Source organism: Pseudomonas sp. NPDC087614, from assembly GCF_044743485.1.
In the GTDB taxonomy this organism is placed as follows: domain Bacteria; phylum Pseudomonadota; class Gammaproteobacteria; order Pseudomonadales; family Pseudomonadaceae; genus Aquipseudomonas; species Aquipseudomonas baetica_A.
In genome coordinates this window covers 1-19,810 of sequence record NZ_JBIUWN010000020.1, presented here as the reverse complement: position 1 = coordinate 19,810, position 19,810 = coordinate 1, and the positions used below count along the sequence as shown (strand labels likewise).

Here is a 19,810-nt window from a genome sequence, read left to right as displayed (position 1 = left end):
ATAATTGGCGGTCCTCAAGCAAAAAAAGCCGTGGCACAGGGGCCGTATCAGGCTTCTTCAGCGAGATCCTGCTCCTCAATGGTCTGAGTGTGGTTGGTGAATACACAGATGTCGGCGGCGATACCCAAAGCGGTTTCGACGATTTCACGGGCCGACAGGTCGGTCTTTTTCAGCAGCGCGCTGGCCGCAGCCTGGGCGTAACCGCCACCGGAACCCATGGCGATGAGACCATTTTCAGGTTCAACCACGTCACCGTTGCCGGTGATGATCAACGAGGCATCTTTGTTGGCGACCGCGAGCATGGCTTCGAGGCGGCTGAGGGAGCGGTCGGTGCGCCATTCTTTGGCGAGTTCGACGGCGGCGCGGATCAGGTGGCCCTGATGTTTCTCAAGCTGGCCTTCGAAGCGTTCGAAGAGGGTAAAGGCGTCAGCGGTGGCACCGGCAAAACCGGCGATGACCTGGCCGTGGTAAAGGCGACGGACTTTCTTCGCGTTGCCTTTCATCACGGTGTTGCCGAGAGAAACCTGGCCGTCGCCGCCCATGACGACTTTGCCGTGGCGGCGGACTGAAACGATGGTGGTCAAGGGAAGAGTCTCCACACTGCGGGGCGAAAATGCCTTATGCCCATTCATATGGGGGTGGAGAAGCGGATTTCAACCGGGGAGGGTGCAGGGGGACGAACGGCGAGGGTGTGTCAGGATGACGGGGTGTCAGCCATGACGCCTTCGCGAGCAAGCCCGCTCCCACAGGGTTAGCGCAGATCCTGTGGAAGCGGGCTTGCTCGCGAAGAGTGATGACGCGGGACCGCTGATGGGATCAGCGATTCTGGCGTTGTTGTAACAACAGGTTGCTAAAACCAGCGCCAGCCAGTTGCTTCTGGGCCGTGGTCAGTTGTTCGCGGTTGCTGAACGGACCGACCAATACGCGGTACCAGGTTTCATCCTTCACCGTGCCGGACTCAACGGCCACCGACTGACCCAGCAGAATGATCTGCGCGCGCACCTTGTCCGCATCGGTCTCTTTACGGAACGAACCGGCCTGCAGGAAGAACTTGGTCACCGGCGCCGCTTTCGCCACCGGTGGCGCGGGCGGCGGGGTAATGCCCGACAGCGCAGCTTGAGCCCGTGCCGTGTCGATTTTCGCCGCTTCGGCAGGTGTTACCGGCGTCGTCGGGATGGTCGGCACTTGTGGTGTCGGCAGGGTTTTCTCCGGCACGGCGTCCGGCGGTACGATCACTTCCGATTCCGGCAGCAGGGTGTAGAAGTCGTACTTCGGCTTCACGGGCTGCGTCGGGCTCGGCGGGGTCTTGTTGGCCTCGGCGATTTTCGACGCTCTCTGCTGCTGTTGTTCGACCTTCTCACGCTTGACCGTGTCGCTGCCCTTGCCCGGTTCCAGTTTCATCAGGAACACGATGAACGCACCGACCGTCAGGCCGATGGCCATCCACAGCCAACCCGGAATCGGTTGCTTCGCAGGAGCTTGGTAACGGCTGGCGCCACGCTTGGGTGCAGGTTTTTTCTTGGCAGCCAACTTACATACGCTCCAGAGTTTCCAGACCCAACAGCTCCAGGCCTTGCTTGAGGGTGCGACCGGTCAGCGCGGCCAGACGCAGACGGCTCTGCATCTGTGCTGGCGTCTCGGCGGCGAGGATCGGGCAGTTCTCGTAGAAGCTGGAGAACAGACCGGCAACGTCGTACAGATAAGTGCAGAGGATGTGCGGCGTGCCTTTGTCGGACACGTTATTCAGCACTTCGCCGAACTGCGCCAGTTTCGCCGCCAGCTCAAGTTCGTGCGCCGCTTCGAGAACGATCTGACCGTCGACTTCGCTGAAGTCCTTGCCCAGTTTGCGGAACACACCGGCCACGCGGGTGTAGGCGTACAGCAGGTATGGCGCGGTATTGCCTTCGAAGTTGAGCATCAGGTCGAAGTTGAAGCTGTAGTCGCTGGTGCGGTGCTTGGACAGGTCGGCGTATTTCACCGCACCGATGCCAACGACTTTGGCGATATTGCGCAACTCGTCTTCGGCCAGCGTCGGGTTCTTCTCTTTCACCAGGCTGTAGGCACGTTCCTGCGCTTCGGTGAGCAAGTCGATCAGCTTCACGGTGCCGCCGTCACGGGTCTTGAACGGACGGCCGTCGGCGCCGTTCATGGTGCCGAAGCCCATGTGCTCCATTTCCATCGGATGGGTCACGAAACCGGCCTTGCGCGCCACGGCGAACACTTGCTGGAAGTGCAGGGCCTGACGCTGGTCGACGAAGTACAGCGCGCGATCAGCCTTCAATTTGCCACTGCGGTAGCGCACGGCTGCCAGGTCAGTGGTGGCGTACAGGTAACCGCCGTCAGCCTTGACGATGATCACCGGCAGCGGGTCGCCGTCGGCGTTCTTGAATTCGTCGAGGAACACGCACTGGGCGCCGTTACTCTCGACCAGCATGCCGGCGGCTTTCAGGTCGTTTACAACGTTGATCAGGTCGTCGTTGTAGGCGCTTTCGCCCATCACGTCGGCCATGGTCAGCTTGACGTTGAGCAGTTCGTAGATCTTCTGGCAGTGCGACAGCGAGATGTCCTTGAACCTGGTCCACAGCGCCAGGCACTCGGCATCGCCGGCCTGCAACTTGACCACCAGGCCACGGGCACGGTCGGCGAACGCTTCGGATTCGTCGAAACGCTGCTTGGCGGCGCGGTAGAAGTTTTCCAGATCCGACAGCTCATCGCTGGTGATCGGGTTTTCCTGCAGATACGCCATCAGCATGCCGAACTGGGTGCCCCAGTCGCCGACGTGGTTCTGGCGGATCACTTCGTCGCCGAGGAATTCCAGTACACGGGCCACGCCGTCACCGATGATGGTCGAGCGCAAGTGGCCGACGTGCATCTCTTTGGCCAGATTCGGTGCCGACAGGTCGACCACGGTGCGCTGCGCCGGGCCGGCCTTGCGCACGCCAACATGGGCGTCAGCCAGGGCAGCGTCGAGGCGGTTGGCCAGGGCCTGAGTGTTCTGGAAGAAGTTGATGAAGCCGGGGCCGGCGATTTCCGCTTTGGTGACGTTCTCGTCGGCAGGCAGTGCGGCAATGATTTTTTCCGCCAGATCGCGCGGCTTCATACCCGCAGGCTTGGCCAGCATCATGGCGATGTTGCTGGCGAAGTCGCCGTGGGTCTTGTCGCGGGCGTTCTCCACCTGGATCGCCGGCGTCAGGCCTTCAGGCAACACACCTTCGTTGACGAGTTGGGTGAGGGCTTGTTGGATCAGCTGGCGGATGGTGTCTTTCATGGTCTTCTCTTTCGACCGCAAGCGCGGCGGCGCATCGATGCGCGGGTGGAAAAACTGGGCATTATCCGTTGCGAAGACGGGCTTGCCAACCTTAGCAGGCAGCTTATGGATATGTGGTGACAATTCGGGCCTTTTCGCGAGCAAGCCCGCTCCCGCAAGGGATCGGTGCCAGACACATAATGTATGAACGCCGCAGATCCAATGTGGGAGCCTGCTCGCGAAGGCGATCTTCAGGTCAATACAGATCCACGGGATCGACATCCAGCGACCAGCGCACCGCCCGCCCACTCGGCATCTGTTCCAGCACCAGCAACCAAGTGGCGAGCAACCGATGCAGTGGCCCCCGTGCTGTCGCCTGTAAAAGCAGTTGCGCACGGTAGCGCCCCGCCCGCCGTTCCATCGGTGCCGGCACCGGCCCGAGCAATTCGATCCCGCTCAGATTCTGCTCAGCCAACAAACGTTCGGCCTCGCTGCATGCCTCATCGAGAAAGCCTTCGGCCTGCCCCGGCTTGTGCGCTTCGGCGCGCAACAGCGCCAGATGTGAAAACGGCGGCAGGCCGGCGGCGCGGCGCTCGCTCAACGCCTGTTCGGCGAACGCGAAGTAACCCTGCTCGGTCAGTTGCACTAATAAAGGATGGTCGGCCAAGTGCGTCTGAATGATCACTTTGCCCGGCTCTTCCGCTCGTCCGGCACGCCCGGCAACCTGAACGATCAACTGCGCCATTCGCTCGCTGGCGCGGAAGTCGCCGGAGAACAGCCCGCCGTCGGCATCGAGGATCGACACCAGCGTTACTCGCGGAAAGTGGTGCCCCTTGGCCAGCATCTGCGTGCCGACCAGAATGCACGGCTGGCCCTTCTGAATCGTCGCGAACAACTGATTCATCGCGTCCTTGCGCGAAGTGCTGTCGCGGTCAACGCGCAGCACCGGGTAATCGGGGAACAGAATCGCCAGCCGTTCTTCGGCACGCTCGGTACCGGCGCCGACCGGGCGCAGATCAACCTTGTTGCACTTGGGGCACTGGCGCGGCACGCGTTCGACGTAACCGCAATGGTGGCAGCGCAGTTCGCCGTGACGCTGGTGCACGGTCATCCGCGCGTCGCAGCGCGAACACTCGGACATCCAGCCGCAATCGTGACAGAGCAGCGTCGGCGCAAAACCTCGACGGTTGAGGAACACCAATACCTGTTGGCCGTTGGCGAGCGTCTGGCCGATGGCTTGCTGCATCGGGCCGGAAATGCCGCTGTCCAGCGGACGACTTTTTACATCCAGGCGCAGGAAGCGTGGTTGCTTGGCACCGCCGGCGCGCTCATTCAGTCGCAGGAGGCCGTACCGACCGGTGTAGGCGTTGTGCAGACTTTCCAGCGAAGGCGTGGCCGAACCCAGGACGATCGGAATGTTTTCCTGCCGCGCGCGCACCAGTGCCAGGTCGCGGGCGTGATAGCGCAGGCCTTCCTGCTGTTTATAAGAACCGTCATGCTCCTCGTCGATGATGATCAGGCCCGGGTTTTTCATCGGGGTGAACAGCGCCGAACGGGTGCCGATAATAATGTCGGCCTCGCCATCGCGGGCGGCAAGCCAGGCGTCGAGGCGCTCGCGGTCATTGACCGCCGAGTGCAGCAGGGCGATGCGCGCATTGAAGCGCTGCTCGAACCGCGCCAGGGTTTGCGGGCCGAGGTTGATCTCCGGGATCAGCACCAGCGCCTGCTTGCCGGCCTCGAGGGTCTCGCGGATCAGTTGCAAATAGACTTCGGTCTTGCCGCTGCCGGTGACACCGGCCAGCAGAAACGCATGATAACTGTCAAAGCCTGCGCGAATCGCTTCATATGCGGCGCGTTGCTCAGTGTTGAGCGGTAATTCCGGCTGCGCGAGCCAGTGCTCGTGGCGTGCACCGGGTGCATGCCGGCGGATGTCGACTTGCACCAGATTCTTGGCCAGCAACAAATCGAGGCTGTCCTTGCTCAGCATCAGCTTGCTCAGCAACTGATGGGCAACGCCGTGCGGGTGTTGGGCCAGGGTGGCCAGTGCCTCACGTTGGCGCGGGGCGCGTGCGACACGCGGATCATCGAGGCTGGCGCCGGGGGTGATCGACCAGAAGCGTTCCTGCCGCGCTTCGGCCAGTTCGCCCTGACGCAACAGCACCGGCAGCGCCCAGCTCAGAGTGTCGCCAAGGCTGTGCTGATAATACTGCGACGTCCACAGGCACAGCTTGAACAGCGCCGGTGGCAGTGGCGGCGTGGTATCGAGCAGGGCCAGTGCCGGTTTGAGCTTTTCCACCGGCACTTCGCTGGTGTCAGTGACCTCGACCAGAATCCCGATCATCTCCCGCCGGCCGAACGGCACCCGCAGACGCATGCCTGGTTGTAACTGGGCGCGCAGCACGCCGGCCGGGGCTCGATAGTCGAACAGGCGGCGCAAGGGTGAAGGCAGGGCGAGGCGCAGAATGGCGTCGGGCACGCGGGGGTCTCTATCAACACAAAAGAAGGGCGAGCGCAGATCAATTGTGGCAGCGGGCGTGCTCGCGAATGCGGTGTGTCAGGCACCGTAATGTTGGGTGAGACGCCGCATTCGCGAGCAAGCCCGCTCCCACAGGAGAATGTGTTCGAGGCCGGGAGCCTAGCAGACGGTCGGTCTAAGGGACAGCTTGCACGATTGACATTGTCTGGTAGAATCCGCGGCCTAATTACGTGCGGTATTCAACAATAGTGTTGGATGGCGGCACGCTAGCTGAGGAAGACACCATGAAAGCTGATATCCACCCGAACTACCCAGAAATCGCTGTTACCTGCAGCTGCGGCAACAAATTCGAAACTCGTTCGACCTTCGGCAAAGCCCTGGCGATCGACGTTTGCAACGAATGCCACCCGTTCTACACCGGTAAGCAAAAGACTCTGGACACTGGCGGCCGCGTTCAGCGCTTCGCCGACCGTTTCGGTGCTTTCGGCAAGAAACCTGCTGCTGCAGAGTAAGGTTGAAGAGCCCGGTGGGCTGTTCCTCACTGCTGAAAAAGGCGTCCCTCGCGGGCGCCTTTTTTGTGTCCGCGATTTGGCTGTCCGCAGCGCAAGCCTTCTGTCCTGTGCCCTCGGGGCTGACTACCGTGGCAGTGCAGCGCGTGGTCGATGGCGACACCTTGCGCCTGAGCGACGGGCGCAGCGTACGCATGATTGGTCTCAATACGCCTGAACTGGGCAGGCAGGGTCGCAGCGACGAACCGTTAGCCGTGGCGGCACGCAAACGCCTCGAAGCGTTGGTGGCTGCCAGTGGCGGACGTGTCGGTTTGCTCCCCGGTAAGCAAGCGAAAGACCATTACGGTCGTACGCTCGCCCACCTCTATAGCGTCAGCGGCGCCAATCTTGAAGCGCAAATGCTCGCCGACGGCCTCGGTTTTCAGGTCGCCGTAGCACCGAATGTCGATTTGGTGGCCTGTCAGCAAGCCGCCGAGCGCAGCGCGCGACAGGCTGGGCGAGGTCTCTGGCGGCAATCACCTGTACTGAAAGCGGAGCAGATCCAGCGCTCGGGTTTCGCGGTGGTCAGTGGTCGTGTGAGCAAGGTGCAACGCAATCGAGGTGGAATCTGGATCGAGTTGCAGGGCGCACTTGTATTGCGCGTTGCACCCAATCTGGTCGGACAATTTGACAGCGCTCGCCTGCAAGCGCTGAAGGGCAAGCAAATCGAGGCTCGTGGCTGGGTGGTTGATCGTTCGCGTCGCGGTGGGTTGCAACCGGGTCAGCCGCGTTGGCTACTGCCACTGACCGATCCGTCGATGTTTCAACGCGCTCGCTGAGTAAACTTGTAGACATTTTTCCTGTTGATTGTGAACAGTCAAGCCCTTGCCCGCCGTGGCTCTTGGCCCAAAGTCGTAGGGCTGGGTGCTTGACAGGGGTGACTGCTCAGTCTTGTGGGGACTTTGCGAGGCGCGTATCCTCGCTGACCAGTCTGTCCAACAGTAAAAAAGCGGAATGCCAAAATGTCTGATCTGAAAACTGCCGCTCTCGAATATCATGCCAATCCTCGTCCGGGGAAGCTGAGTGTCGAGCTCACCAAGGCCACTGCTACCGCCCGCGACCTGTCGCTGGCCTACAGCCCCGGCGTAGCTGAACCAGTGCGTGAGATCGCTCGCGATCCTGAACTGGCCTACAAGTACACCGGCAAGGGCAACCTGGTTGCAGTCATTTCCGATGGCACCGCGATTCTCGGCCTGGGCAACCTCGGCCCATTGGCTTCCAAGCCTGTAATGGAAGGTAAAGGCGTACTGTTCAAGCGCTTCGCTGGCATCGACGTTTTCGACATCGAAGTCGACTCCGAAAGCCCGCAAGCCTTCATCGACACCGTCAAGCGCATTTCCATCACCTTCGGTGGCATCAACCTGGAAGACATCAAGGCACCCGAGTGCTTTGAGATCGAACGCGCTCTGATCGAGCAGTGCGACATTCCAGTGTTCCACGATGACCAGCACGGCACTGCAATCGTGACCGCTGCAGGCATGATCAACGCCCTGGAAATCGCTGGCAAAACCCTGGCTGACGCCAAGATCGTCTGCCTGGGCGCTGGTGCTGCTGCCATCTCCTGCATGAAGTTGCTGGTGAGCATGGGCGCAAGCATCGAAAACATCTTCATGGTTGACCGTACTGGCGTGATTCACTCCGGCCGTGACGACCTGAACCAGTACAAAGCCGTGTTCGCCCACGCCACCGAGAAGCGCACCCTGGCTGACGCTCTGAAAGGCGCTGATGTGTTCGTTGGTCTGTCCGGCCCGAACCTGCTGAGCGCGGAAGGCCTGCTGTCGATGGCGGCCAACCCGATCGTGTTCGCGTGCTCGAACCCGGATCCGGAAATCTCCCCGGAACTGGCGCACGCCACCCGTAACGACGTGATCATGGCCACCGGCCGTTCGGACTACCCGAACCAGGTCAACAACGTACTGGGTTTCCCGTTCATCTTCCGTGGTGCCCTGGACGTTCGCGCCAAGCGCATCAACGAAGAAATGAAAGTGGCTGCTGCCAACGCCCTGCGTGAACTGGCCAAACTGCCAGTCCCTCAGGACGTGTGCGATGCCTACGGTGGCGCCCCGCTGGAATTCGGTCGTGAGTACATCATTCCGAAGCCAATGGACCAGCGCCTGATCACCCTGATCTCCGATGCCGTGGCCAAAGCCGCCATCGAGACCGGTGTGGCAACCCTGCCGTATCCGAAGAACTACCCGCTGAAAAGCGTCGATGATGTGTTCAACGGCTAAGTCGTTGTAGCGCTTCAAGCGAAAGCCCCGACTCGCAAGAGTCGGGGCTTTTTTGTTTCTGATGTCTCCTCGCGCGCAAGCCCGCTGCCGCAGGGGGGGGGCTCGCATAGTGGGTGCGCGAGCGGTTTTACCTGTGAAGAAGGCGGTACATCCACTGCAAATCCTGAAGGCACAAAAAAGCCCCGCACTTCTCTCGAAGGTGGGGCTTGTCGGCGGATCAGGATCAGAACAAATCGATTGGCGCCTGTTCATCCGCTGGCAACGGACTGCCCGGTGCGGTGCCGTTACCCAGTTCATTCACCGATGGCGGCGTGTCTTCGGCCTTGAACAGCTCGAAGTAGGCGCCCGGCGTGCTCGGTGTTGCCGCACGGCCGCTGACCGGATCAACCCGCAGGCTTAGGATGCCTTCCGGCTCAGGCTGCACGTGTGGCGGCTTGTCCTTCAGCGCAGCCGACATGTAGTTCATCCAGATCGGTAGCGCCACCGTGCCGCCGAATTCACGGCGGCCTAGGCTTTCCGGCTGATCGAAGCCTGTCCAGACCGTGGTCACGTAATCGGCGTTGTAGCCAGAGAACCAGGCATCTTTCGATTCGTTGGTCGTACCGGTTTTACCGGCGATGTCGCTGCGACCCATGGCCAGTGCGCGACGGCCGGTGCCGAGCTTGATCACGTCCTGCAACATGCTGTTGAGGATGTAAGTAGTGCGACCATCGACGATCCGCTCGGCCACTGCCGGCACTTGTGGAGCTGCTGTGTTGTCTGCGGATTCGCCCGGAACCGGCGCCGTGTCGACGGTGAGCGGTTGAGTGGCTGGCGCCGCGATGCCGTCCGTGGCCGAGCCGCCCTGCGGCACGGTTGGCGGGTTGGCGACGAACAGCGTGTCGCCATTGCGGCTTTCAATCTTGTCGATGAGATACGGAGTGATCTTGTAGCCGCCGTTGGCGAACGTGCTCCAACCGGTAGCGATCTCCATTGGCGTCAGGGTCGCGGTGCCCAGCGCCAGAGACAGGTTGGGCGGCAGATCCTGCTTGTTGAAGCCGAAGCGGGTGATGTAGTCGATGGTCTTGCCGACGCCCATCGCCTGCAGCAAACGGATCGACACGAGGTTGCGTGACTTGTACAGCCCCTCGCGCAGACGGATCGGACCCAGGAACGTGTTGTTGTCGTTCTTTGGTCGCCAGACCTTGTCCATGTATTCGTCGACGAAAACGATCGGTGCGTCGTTCACCAGGCTGGCGGCGGTGTAGCCGTTATCCAGCGCAGCACTGTAGACGAACGGCTTGAAGCTCGACCCCGGCTGACGCTTGGCCTGCATGGCGCGGTTGTAGTTGCTCTGCTCAAAGGCAAAACCGCCGACCAGGGAGCGAATCGCACCGTTCTGAGGATCCAGCGACACCAGCGCACCTTGCGCTTGCGGAATCTGGCTGAATTTCAGCGAATTGTCCTTCTGGCGCTGTACTCGCACCAGGTCGCCGACCTGCGCGACATCCGACGGCTGACGCGGGGTGGCGCCCATGCTGTTGGTGTTGAGGAACGGCCGCGCCCATTTCATGGTGTCCCAGGCGACATGTTCTTCACCGGTACGGGTCAGCACTTGCAGGCCGTTCTTGTCGACCTGGGTGACGATCGCCGGTTCCAGGCTGCTGATGGTGCGCTGTTTGGTCAATTCGTTGGCCCAGGCTTCGCGGGTTTTGCCCGGCAAGCGCGATTCAGGGCCGCGATAGCCGTGACGCTGGTCGTAGGTCATCAAACCTTCGTGCAGCGCAGTGTTGGCCATTTCCTGCAGGTTGCTTGGCACCGTGGTGGTGACGCGGAAGCCTTCGGTGTAGGCGTCGCTCCCATAGCGACCGACCATTTCGGCGCGGGCCATTTCGGCGATGTACGGCGCGTTCACTTCTGGCGTCGGTACGTGATAGCTGGCGTTCAGCGGTTCGTTGACCGCGGCGGTGTAGTCCGCCTCGCTGATCTTGCCGAGTTTGTACATGCGCCCCAGGATCCAGTCGCGGCGTTCTTTGCTGCGCACCGGGTTCGCCAGCGGGTTGAAGCGCGACGGGGCTTTTGGCAGGCCGGCGATCATTGCCATTTGCGCCAGGCTGATGTCGCGGATCGACTTGCCGTAATACACCTGCGCCGCCGCCTCGATGCCGTAGGCGCGGTTGCCCAGATAGATCTTGTTCACATACAGCTCAAGAATCTCGTCCTTGGTCAGCTGTCGTTCGATTTGCAGGGCCAGCAAGATCTCGGTGGTTTTGCGCGAGAAGCTGCGTTCGCTGCTCAGGAAGAAGTTCTTCGCCACCTGCATGGTGATGGTGCTGCCGCCGGACTGAATGTGGCCGCTTTTGACCAATTGCGTCGCGGCGCGCATCAGGCTGCTCGGATCGACACCGTAGTGATTGGCGAAATTGTCGTCTTCAGCACTTAGTAACGCATTAATGAAATTGGGGGGAATGTCGGCGAAACGGATCGGAGTCCGGCGCATTTCGCCAAATTCTGCGATCAACTTGTTGTCGCTGCTGTAGACCCGCAGTGGAATCTGCAACTGAATGCTTCTCAGCGCCTCCACAGATGGCAAACCCGGACTAAGGTAAAGATACGCGCCGCTGAGACCTAATAGCAGTCCGCAGAAAACGGCGACGATGGACCAACCGAAAAATTTCAGCAGACGAATCAAGGCTTTTGGACATCCAGGGCAAAGAATGAATTTGGCGACGGGGTTCCGGCTATACACAGAACGGCCCGCGCTGGCAGTAAAAAGCGGAAAAAATCGCTGGGCATTATAAGCACTTTTCTGCCGGAGGCGTCATTGGCGCTTCTGTCAAGACGGGGTGAAGGAACGCAATGCGTATTACAGAGTCCGTAACTCACGGAAAGTCATAGGGAATTGGTAGTGCTGGGACTCTTCAATAAAAAGGCCAATACGTTACTGGGGATCGACATCAGTTCCACGTCGGTGAAGCTGCTGGAGTTGAGCCGTCAGGGTGACCGCTACCGGGTCGAGGCATACGCGGTGGAGCCGTTGCCAGCTAACGCTGTGGTCGAGAAAAACATCGCCGAGCTCGAAGGTGTCGGCCAGGCGCTGAGCCGGGTGCTGGTCAAGGCGCGCACCAGCAACAGGAGCGTGGCGGTGGCGGTGGCCGGTTCCGCGGTCATCACCAAAATCATCGAAATGGACGCCGGACTGTCAGACGACGAGCTGGAAAACCAGCTCAAGATCGAAGCTGACCAATACATTCCCTATCCGCTGGACGAGGTTGCTATCGACTTTGAAGTCCAGGGCGTGTCGCCGCGCAACCCCGAGCGAGTCAACGTGTTGCTCGCTGCCTGCCGAAAGGAGAACGTCGAAGTCCGTGAAGCAGCCCTCGCGCTCGCCGGGCTGACGGCTCGCGTGGTGGACGTCGAGGCGTATGCGCTGGAACGCTCGTTCGGCCTGCTCGCGACGCAACTGGCGGCCTCCCAGGAGCGCCTGACCGTGGCGGTGGTCGACATCGGCGCAACCATGACCACCCTCAGCGTTCTGTACAACGGCAAGATCATCTACACCCGAGAGCAACTGTTCGGCGGTCGTCAACTGACCGAAGAAATCCAGCGTCGCTATGGCCTGACCGTCGAGCAGGCGGGGCTGGCGAAGAAACAGGGTGGCCTTCCCGACGACTATGTCAGCGAGGTGTTGCAGCCGTTTCGTGAAGCGCTGGTGCAGCAGGTTTCGCGTTCGTTGCAGTTCTTCTTCGCCTCAGGACAGTACAACGCGGTCGATCACATTCTGCTGGCCGGCGGCACCGCATCGGTGTCGGGTCTGGATAGATTGATCGAGCAGCGCCTCGATACGCCGACTCAGGTGGCCAATCCTTTTTCCGACATGGCCTTGAGCAGTAAGGTCAACGCCGGGGCCCTGGCCAGTGACGCGCCGGCCCTGATGATTGCCTGCGGGCTCGCGCTCAGGAGTTTCGACTGATGGCGCGGATCAACCTTTTACCCTGGCGTGAGGAGCGCCGCGAAGCACAGCGCAAACGCTTCCTGCTGGTGCTGACGGGCGTGTTGGTCGGCTCTGTGGGCGCAGTGTTTATCGCCGATCAGATCATCAATACGGCCATCGCCCGGCAAGCGGCCCGTAACGACTACATTGGCAAACAGATTGCTGTAGTCGACGAGCGAATCAAGCAAATCAGCGAGCTTAAGGCTCATCGCCAACAATTGCTCGAGCGCATGAACATCATCCAGGACCTGCAGGGCAACCGGCAGGTCATCGGGCGGATTTTCGATCAACTGGCGCGCACTTTGCCCGATGGCGTGTATTTCACTGACGTGAAAATGGCTGGTAAAACCCTGTCGATCAGTGGGGCGGCGGAGTCGAACAATCGTGTTTCCGAGTTGATGCGCAATCTGGAGGCGTCCGACTGGTTCGAAGCGCCGAGTCTGAACGAAGTGAAGGCCGCTTCAGCCGACCAGGTGGAGCAGGCCAACGTCTTTCAATTGACTGTTCGTCAGACCCAGCCCATGACGCTGGAGGGCGAGCAATGAAGCCGTCCGAATGGCTGGAGAGTCTGCGCAACGTCGATTTCAACGATCTGGACACCAGCAACATCGGTTCCTGGCCGGCCGCGGTGAAGGCCATCGCCGGCGCGCTGGTGATGGTTCTGGTATTGGCGTTTGGCTATAACTTTTTCATCAGCGACATGGAAAACCAACTTGAGGCCAGGCGCCTGGAGGAGGCCGCGCTCAAGGAGCAGTTCGCCAGCAAGGCGCACCTGTCGGCCAATCTCGAGTTGTACACCCAGCAGATGAAGGAAATGGAAAACTCCTTCGGCGTGTTGTTGCGGCAATTGCCGAGCGACACTGAGGTGCCGGGTTTACTGGAAGACATCACCCGCACGGGATTGGGTAGCGGCCTGGAGTTCGAGGAGATCAAACTGCTGCCGGAAGTGACTCAGCCGTTCTACATCGAACTGCCGATCCAGATTACCGTCACCGGCTCCTATCACGATCTTGCCACTTTCGTCAGCGGAGTGGCCGGGTTGCCGCGCATTGTCACGCTGCATGATTTCGAACTGGCACCGGCCAATAAGGAAGGCGGGCCGAAGCTGCGCATGAGCATTCTCGCCAAGACTTACCGCTATAACGACAAGGGGCTGCAGAAATGACCCTGACTCGTTATCTCGCGCTGTCGGCGGCGCTGCTGGCATTGAGCGGGTGTGGCGGCAGCGAAGGTTTCAGTGACCTCGACGCCTATATGAATGAAGTGCGTCTGCGCCCGGCGGGCAAGATTGAACCCACGCCGACATTCCACACTTACCCGAAATTCACGTATAGCGCCGCCAATCTGCGCAGTCCGTTCTCACGTCAGGTGCGTGTCGATCTGGCCGGGCAGAAGCATGGTTCGCGCAACGTCAAACCTGACCCGAACCGGGTCAGGCAATACCTCGAAGGCTTCAACATCGAGCAGTTTGAAATGGTCGGCACGATTTCCAATGCCAGCCGCTCCTTTGCGCTATTGCGCGGGGCGGGCGGGGTGCATCGGTTGAAGGTCGGCGACTACCTGGGGCGCAACGACGGGCGCATCGTTGCCATCAGCGCCACTCAGGTCGATGTCATTGAAATCGTGCCCGACGGCGAAGGCGCCTGGCTGGAGCGTCCACGCACCATTCCTTTGAAAGAGCACTCTTAGTGGAAGTCGAATAATGAACAGGATTTTCTCCACCCTCGGTTTTTCGCTATGGATAGCGCTGATGTCGCCGATGGTAATCGCGGCCAATCTGAAGACGCTGGACGTGGCGGCATTGCCGGGTGATCGCGTCGAACTGAAGCTGTCGTTCGACGGCCCTCCACCGCAACCCAAGGGCTACACCACCGAATCCCCGGCGCGGATTGCCCTGGATTTGCCCGGTGTAGCCAGTCATTTGGCCAAAAAGAATCTCGATCTGGGCCGCGGCAATGCGCGCACGGCCACGGTGGTTGAAGCCAAGGATCGCACCCGCCTGATCGTCAGCCTGACGCAGCTTGCGCCTTACAGCACGCGGGTCGAGGGTAAGAATCTGTTCGTGGTGGTAGGTCAGGGGGCTCCAGCGGCCACGCCGCGTTCCGCCGCTGTTGCAGCGCCGCGCGTGACCACGGCGGCGCCTCCCGCCACGGCGTTCGTCGCCAAGGCCCGAGCCATTCGCGGCGTTGATTTTCAGCGCGGTACCGCAGGCGAGGGCAACGTGGTCATCGACCTGTCTGACCCGACCATCGCCCCGGATATCCAGGAACATGATGGCAAAGTCATCCTCAGCTTCGCGCGCACCCAGTTGCCCGACAAGTTGCGGGTGCGCCTCGACGTCAAGGATTTCGCCACGCCTGTGCAGTTCGTCAATGCTGCCGCGACCGGCAATCGTGCAATCATCACCATCGAGCCCAGCGGCACTTTCGATTACTCCACATTCCAGACCGACAACAAGCTGACCGTCAGCATTCGTCCGATGACGATGGACGACCTGCAAAAACGCAACGCTGACCGTCAGGCCTACACCGGCGAAAAACTCTCGCTGAATTTTCAGGACATCGACGTGCGTTCGGTGCTGCAACTGATCGCTGATTTCACCAACCTCAACCTCGTGGCCAGCGATACGGTGCAGGGCGGCATCACCTTGCGCCTGCAAAATGTGCCGTGGGACCAGGCACTGGATCTGGTGTTGAAAACCAAAGGGCTGGATAAACGCAAGATCGGCAATGTGCTGCTGGTGGCGCCGGCCGATGAGATCGCCGCCCGTGAGCGCCAGGAGCTGGAATCGCAGAGGCAGATCGCTGAATTGGCACCGTTGCGCCGTGAACTGCTGCAGGTGAACTACGCCAAGGCCGCGGACATCGCCAAGCTGTTCCAGTCGGTGACCAGCGCCGAGGCGAAAATCGACGAGCGCGGTTCGATCACCGTCGATGAACGCACCAATAACATCATTGCCTACCAGACTCAGGATCGTCTTGATGAGCTGCGGCGGATCGTGGCGCAATTGGATATTCCGGTGCGCCAAGTGATGATCGAGGCACGAATCGTTGAGGCCAACGTCGATTACGACAAAAGCCTGGGCGTGCGCTGGGGCGGCTCCATCCAGAACAAGGGCAACTGGAACACGTCTGGTGTGAGCAACGGTTCTTCCACCACCATCGGAACGCCGGGCAGCACCAGCACCAACTCGCCGTTCGTCGACATGGGCACCGTCAACAACACGTCCGGGATTGGTATCGCTTTTATCACTGACAACGTGTTGCTCGATCTCGAGCTGACGGCCATGGAAAAAACCGGCAACGGCGAAATCGTCTCGCAACCGAAAGTCGTCACCTCCGACAAGGAAACCGCCAAGATCCTCAAAGGCACCGAAATTCCCTACCAGGAAGCCAGCTCCAGCGGCGCCACCTCGGTGTCGTTCAAGGAGGCTTCGCTGTCGCTGGAGGTGACGCCACAGATCACGCCAGACAACCGCATCATCATGGAGGTCAAGGTCACCAAGGACGAACCGGACTACCTGAACAAAGTGCAGGATGTCCCGCCGATCAAAAAGAACGAGGTCAACGCCAAGGTGCTGGTCAATGACGGCGAAACCATCGTGATTGGGGGCGTTTTCTCAAATACTCAAAGCAAGGTCGTAGATAAGGTGCCATTTCTTGGCGATGTGCCGTATCTTGGCCGCCTTTTCCGGCGTGATGTGGTTTCGGAGAAAAAATCCGAGCTGCTGGTATTTCTCACTCCGCGTATCATGAATAACCAGGCGATTGCTGTGAGTCGTTGATTCTGTGCGAAATTTGATTCTTGTAGGACCGATGGGCGCTGGAAAAAGCACCATCGGCCGGTTGCTGGCCAAAGAGCTGCGCCTGCCGTTCAAAGATTCCGACAAGGAAATTGAACTGCGCACGGGCGCCAATATCCCGTGGATCTTCGACAAGGAAGGCGAGCCGGGCTTTCGCGACCGTGAGCAGGCGATGATCGCCGAACTGTGCGGATTCGATGGCGTGGTGTTGGCGACCGGCGGTGGCGCAGTCATGCGCGATGCCAACCGCAAGGCCCTCCATGACGGCGGGCGTGTGGTGTATTTGCACGCCTCTGTCGAACAGCAGGTTGGCCGCACCTCCCGCGATCGCAATCGGCCGTTGCTGCGCACCGCTGATCCGGCGAAAACCCTGCGAGACCTGCTCGCGATCCGTGATCCTCTTTATCGGGAAATCGCCGATCTGGTGGTGGAAACCGACGAACGGCCGCCACGCATGGTGGTGCTCGACATTCTCGATCGCCTGGCGCAGCTTCCACCCCGTTAAAGCATCGCCCGAAATGCGCTATCCTCGGCGTCCTATCACAGCCCGTCGAGGTTGTGGCGGATGGCGTGCGAGCGGCGTCATACCCGCTATAGGCCGCAGACAACCAATAATTCAGGGCAGGACGCCTGCTTCCATCTTCACTGTGGGGACACATGCAGACACTCAAGGTCGATCTAGGCGAGCGCAGCTACCCGATTCATATTGGCGAAGGTTTGTTGGATCAGCCGCAACTGCTGGCTCCGCATATTCACGGGCGGCAGGTGGCAATCATCTCCAATGAGACCGTTGCGCCGCTCTATCTCGAACGTCTGACCCGCAGCCTGGCGCAGTTCTCGGTGATTTCCGTGGTGTTGCCCGACGGCGAAGCCTTCAAGAACTGGGAAACCCTGCAACTGATCTTCGACGGTCTGCTGACCGCCCGTCATGACCGCCGCACGACCGTTATTGCCCTGGGTGGCGGTGTGATCGGCGATATGGCCGGTTTCGCCGCGGCCTGTTACCAGCGTGGCGTCGATTTCATCCAGATTCCCACCACTTTGCTGTCCCAGGTCGATTCGTCGGTGGGCGGCAAGACCGGTATCAATCATCCGCTGGGCAAGAACATGGTTGGCGCGTTCTATCAGCCGAACGTGGTGCTGATCGATACCGCTTCCCTGAAGACGCTGCCCGAGCGCGAGTTGTCGGCGGGGCTGGCGGAAGTCATCAAGTACGGCCTGATTTGCGACGAACCGTTCCTGACCTGGCTCGAAGACAATGTAGACGCCTTGCGCGCGCTGGATCAAAAGGCCCTGACGTACGCCATCGAGCGCTCCTGCGCAGCCAAAGCTGCGGTGGTCGGCGCTGATGAGAAGGAAACCGGCGTACGCGCCACGCTCAACCTCGGTCACACCTTCGGCCACGCCATCGAGACTCACATGGGCTATGGTGTCTGGCTGCATGGTGAGGCGGTGGCGGCTGGCACCGTGATGGCGCTGGAGATGTCCGCGCGTCTGGGCTGGATCAGCGAGCAGGAGCGTGATCGCGGTATTCGCCTGTTCCAGCGTGCAGGTCTGCCGGTGATCCCGCCTGCCGAAATGACCGAAGCCGATTTTCTTCAACACATGGCAATCGACAAAAAAGTGATCGACGGTCGCCTGCGCCTGGTGCTGCTGCGCCGGATGGGCGAAGCGGTAGTGACCGACGATTATCCGAAAGAGGTTCTACAGGCCACGCTGGGAGCGGATTACCGCGCCTTGGCACAGCTTAAAGGTTAATAAGATTCCGATGACTAGTTTGCATGCCGACGAGGCGTTCCTCGGCCATTTTCAGTTAAGTCACGATCCCTTCGCGCCGCGGGTGCCGGGCTTCAAGTTCTTTCCGGCCCAGCGCAAACCGGTGCTGGGACAATTGCATCATCTGGCGCGTTACAGCCAGTTGCTGCTGGTGGTCACCGGCCCGGAAGGCAGCGGCAAGACCCTGCTGCGTCAGGCGCTGGTCGCCAGCACCAACAAACAATCTGTGCAGAGCGTGGTGGTTTCCGCCCGCGGTGCTGGTGATGCGGCTGGCGTGCTGCGCCAGGTGGCGCAGGCGCTGAACGTCGCTCAGGCCGATGTCGCTGCGATTCTGGATCAGGTGGTGCAACTGGCGCTGACCGGCCAGGAAGTCTATCTGCTGGTGGACGATGCCGAGCAACTCGACGAATCGGCCCTCGATGCGCTGATGGCACTGGGTGCCGGCGCGCCGGAAGGTCGCCCGCATGTATTCCTGTTCGGTGAATCGTCGCTGATCGCTCAACTCGAGGCTTTGCAGCTCGAGGAAGAACGCTTCCACGTCATCGAGTTGCAGCCTTACACCGAAGAAGAGACCCGCGAGTATCTCGACCAACGGCTCGAAGGTGCAGGCCGGGGTGTCGAACTTTTCACCGCGGATCAGATCTCTGATATTCACGAAAGCGCCGAGGGTTGGCCGGGTAACATCAACCAGGTCGCTCGCGATGCTCTGATCGAAGTCATGATTGCCAGCCGCTCTGCGGTCAAGCGTCCAAGTATGGGGTTTAACATGCCGAAGAAACACGTATTGGCGATTTCTGCCGTCGTTGTGGTCGCGGTTGCCGCCGCCTGGTTGATGCCGGGTCGCAGCAAGGCACCCACCACCGGCGCGCCGGCCAATGAGCAGGCTCAACTGCCATTGGGTCAGGGCGCAGCGAATGGCGGTGCTCCAGCGGTCGAATTCGCCGGTAATACACAGCCGATGCCGTTGCCGCTGGTCGGCAACTCGCAACCCGTCATGCGCGGCCCATTGGCCGAAGCGGCTGGCGGTATCACTGAAGGCGACGACGGCGTGCCATTGGAAGGCTCCAGCGATACGCCGCCAACCGTGACCACTTCGGCGCCACCGGCGGGTGTTCCGGCCGGTCCTGCACCGACGCCGGCACCGACGCAAATCGCCACTGCCAAGCCTGCTCCGGCAGCGCCAGCAGCCAAACCGGCTCCAGCGCCTGCCAAGCCAGTGGCAGCCGCTAAACCGGTCGAGAAGCCGGTTACTGTCGCCAAAGCCGCCGGTGGCAGCTGGTACGCCGGGCAACCGACGGGCAACTACGTGGTGCAGATCCTCGGCACCAGCTCCGAAACGAGCGCACAAAACTTCGTCAAAGAGCAGGGCGGCGAGTACCGTTATTTCAAGAAAATGCTCAACGGCAAGCCTCTCTACGTGATCACCTACGGCAACTTCGCCAATCGTGACGCGGCTGTTTCTGCCATCAAGGCCTTGCCAGCGAAGGTTCAGGCTGGTAAACCTTGGCCTCGCACTGTCGCCAGCGTCCAACAGGAACTGGCAACAACTCGCTGAAGATTCGGCGGCCTTACCCAGGCCGCCTCTCCAAGCACCTCAAAATTTCTACGAGTGCGCGCGTCCTTCCAGGTCGCGTGCCTTGTGGTGTCTGCGTCACAGTAGTCTTTGAGTCGTTGCGGTCAAAATTAAAAAAGTTTTGACTAGCACAGCAGATCGCTTTAAACCTTTCACAAATGCGACATGAATTTGCGACATTTCG

Annotated in this window: 16 protein-coding genes; 11 read left to right on the top strand and 5 right to left on the bottom strand. The window is 60.5% G+C overall.

Annotated elements, in window-relative coordinates; translation table 11 throughout:
- Positions 1 to 47 precede the first annotated feature (47 nt).
- The 4 genes from hslV to ACIOWA_RS10500 form a co-directional block, all read right to left on the bottom strand.
- Positions 48 to 584 (bottom strand): ATP-dependent protease subunit HslV, encoded by a 537-nt coding sequence (hslV, locus tag ACIOWA_RS10515; RefSeq protein ID WP_003220875.1) that lies wholly within the window; start codon positions 582 to 584, stop codon positions 48 to 50.
- Between the two features lie 232 nt (positions 585 to 816).
- Positions 817 to 1,530, bottom strand: a complete 714-nt coding sequence (locus tag ACIOWA_RS10510; protein WP_401159698.1) for an SPOR domain-containing protein — start codon at positions 1,528 to 1,530, stop codon at positions 817 to 819.
- 1 nt (position 1,531) lies between these two features.
- Positions 1,532 to 3,268, bottom strand: coding sequence for an arginine--tRNA ligase (gene argS, locus ACIOWA_RS10505; protein WP_401159696.1), 1,737 nt, complete (start codon positions 3,266 to 3,268; stop codon positions 1,532 to 1,534).
- Positions 3,269 to 3,503: 235 nt separating this feature from the next.
- Positions 3,504 to 5,723: a primosomal protein N' gene (locus tag ACIOWA_RS10500; protein WP_339432958.1), complete on the bottom strand. Its 2,220-nt coding sequence runs from the start codon at positions 5,721 to 5,723 to the stop codon at positions 3,504 to 3,506.
- A 284-nt stretch (positions 5,724 to 6,007) separates the two neighbouring features.
- Here ACIOWA_RS10500 and rpmE point away from each other — a divergent pair, with 284 nt between their 5' ends.
- The 3 genes from rpmE to ACIOWA_RS10485 all read left to right on the top strand — a co-directional run bounded on the left by rpmE (position 6,008) and on the right by ACIOWA_RS10485 (position 8,502).
- A complete protein-coding gene (rpmE, locus tag ACIOWA_RS10495) occupies positions 6,008 to 6,235 on the top strand; it encodes a 50S ribosomal protein L31 (RefSeq protein WP_339432957.1) in 228 nt (75 codons plus the stop codon).
- Positions 6,236 to 6,249: 14 nt separating this feature from the next.
- Positions 6,250 to 7,050 (top strand): thermonuclease family protein, encoded by an 801-nt coding sequence (locus ACIOWA_RS10490; protein WP_339538319.1) that lies wholly within the window; start codon positions 6,250 to 6,252, stop codon positions 7,048 to 7,050.
- A gap of 183 nt (positions 7,051 to 7,233) precedes the next feature.
- Positions 7,234 to 8,502 (top strand): malic enzyme-like NAD(P)-binding protein, encoded by a 1,269-nt coding sequence (locus tag ACIOWA_RS10485; RefSeq protein ID WP_339432955.1) that lies wholly within the window; start codon positions 7,234 to 7,236, stop codon positions 8,500 to 8,502.
- Positions 8,503 to 8,725: 223 nt separating this feature from the next.
- On the opposite strand, the gene ACIOWA_RS10480 is transcribed toward ACIOWA_RS10485, so the two are convergent.
- Entirely contained in the window at positions 8,726 to 11,170 is a 2,445-nt protein-coding gene (locus tag ACIOWA_RS10480) for a penicillin-binding protein 1A (protein ID WP_401159729.1), read from the bottom strand.
- Positions 11,171 to 11,389: 219 nt separating this feature from the next.
- Here ACIOWA_RS10480 and ACIOWA_RS10475 point away from each other — a divergent pair, with 219 nt between their 5' ends.
- From ACIOWA_RS10475 to ACIOWA_RS10440, 8 genes are all read left to right on the top strand, one after another.
- The gene (locus tag ACIOWA_RS10475; RefSeq protein ID WP_339464012.1) at positions 11,390 to 12,454 is read left to right on the top strand and encodes a pilus assembly protein PilM; all 1,065 of its coding nucleotides are present in this window, start codon (positions 11,390 to 11,392) and stop codon (positions 12,452 to 12,454) included.
- Positions 12,454 to 13,020 carry a PilN domain-containing protein gene (locus ACIOWA_RS10470; RefSeq protein ID WP_339464015.1) on the top strand — a complete coding sequence of 189 codons (567 nt, stop codon included), beginning with the start codon at positions 12,454 to 12,456 and terminating at the stop codon, positions 13,018 to 13,020. Before ACIOWA_RS10475 ends, ACIOWA_RS10470 begins: the two co-directional genes overlap by 1 nt.
- Positions 13,017 to 13,640 (top strand): type 4a pilus biogenesis protein PilO, encoded by a 624-nt coding sequence (pilO, locus tag ACIOWA_RS10465; RefSeq protein ID WP_339432951.1) that lies wholly within the window; start codon positions 13,017 to 13,019, stop codon positions 13,638 to 13,640. Before ACIOWA_RS10470 ends, pilO begins: the two co-directional genes overlap by 4 nt.
- Positions 13,637 to 14,164, top strand: coding sequence for a pilus assembly protein PilP (locus tag ACIOWA_RS10460; RefSeq protein ID WP_401159692.1), 528 nt, complete (start codon positions 13,637 to 13,639; stop codon positions 14,162 to 14,164). The genes pilO and ACIOWA_RS10460 overlap by 4 nt, the downstream gene beginning before the upstream one ends.
- Positions 14,165 to 14,177: 13 nt before the next feature.
- Positions 14,178 to 16,259, top strand: coding sequence for a type IV pilus secretin PilQ (pilQ, locus tag ACIOWA_RS10455; protein ID WP_339432949.1), 2,082 nt, complete (start codon positions 14,178 to 14,180; stop codon positions 16,257 to 16,259).
- Positions 16,260 to 16,263: 4 nt separating this feature from the next.
- Positions 16,264 to 16,782 (top strand): shikimate kinase AroK, encoded by a 519-nt coding sequence (aroK, locus tag ACIOWA_RS10450; RefSeq protein WP_221731302.1) that lies wholly within the window; start codon positions 16,264 to 16,266, stop codon positions 16,780 to 16,782.
- A gap of 152 nt (positions 16,783 to 16,934) precedes the next feature.
- Positions 16,935 to 18,035 (top strand): 3-dehydroquinate synthase, encoded by a 1,101-nt coding sequence (gene aroB, locus ACIOWA_RS10445; RefSeq protein WP_339432948.1) that lies wholly within the window; start codon positions 16,935 to 16,937, stop codon positions 18,033 to 18,035.
- Positions 18,036 to 18,045: 10 nt separating this feature from the next.
- Positions 18,046 to 19,608: an AAA family ATPase gene (locus tag ACIOWA_RS10440; protein WP_339432947.1), complete on the top strand. Its 1,563-nt coding sequence runs from the start codon at positions 18,046 to 18,048 to the stop codon at positions 19,606 to 19,608.
- Positions 19,609 to 19,810: the final 202 nt, after the last annotated feature.

Bases quoted from the DNA above. Each gene is read 5' to 3' on its own strand.
- argS (WP_401159696.1), bottom strand. From the start codon at position 3,268: ATGAAAGACACCATCCGCCAGCTGATCCAACAAGCCCTCACCCAACTC.
- rpmE (WP_339432957.1), top strand. From the start codon at position 6,008: ATGAAAGCTGATATCCACCCGAACTACCCAGAAATCGCTGTTACCTGC.
- ACIOWA_RS10485 (WP_339432955.1), top strand. From the start codon at position 7,234: ATGTCTGATCTGAAAACTGCCGCTCTCGAATATCATGCCAATCCTCGT.
- ACIOWA_RS10470 (WP_339464015.1), top strand. From the start codon at position 12,454: ATGGCGCGGATCAACCTTTTACCCTGGCGTGAGGAGCGCCGCGAAGCA.
- pilO (WP_339432951.1), top strand. From the start codon at position 13,017: ATGAAGCCGTCCGAATGGCTGGAGAGTCTGCGCAACGTCGATTTCAAC.
- ACIOWA_RS10460 (WP_401159692.1), top strand. From the start codon at position 13,637: ATGACCCTGACTCGTTATCTCGCGCTGTCGGCGGCGCTGCTGGCATTG.
- pilQ (WP_339432949.1), top strand. From the start codon at position 14,178: ATGAACAGGATTTTCTCCACCCTCGGTTTTTCGCTATGGATAGCGCTG.
- aroB (WP_339432948.1), top strand. From the start codon at position 16,935: ATGCAGACACTCAAGGTCGATCTAGGCGAGCGCAGCTACCCGATTCAT.
- ACIOWA_RS10440 (WP_339432947.1), top strand. From the start codon at position 18,046: ATGACTAGTTTGCATGCCGACGAGGCGTTCCTCGGCCATTTTCAGTTA.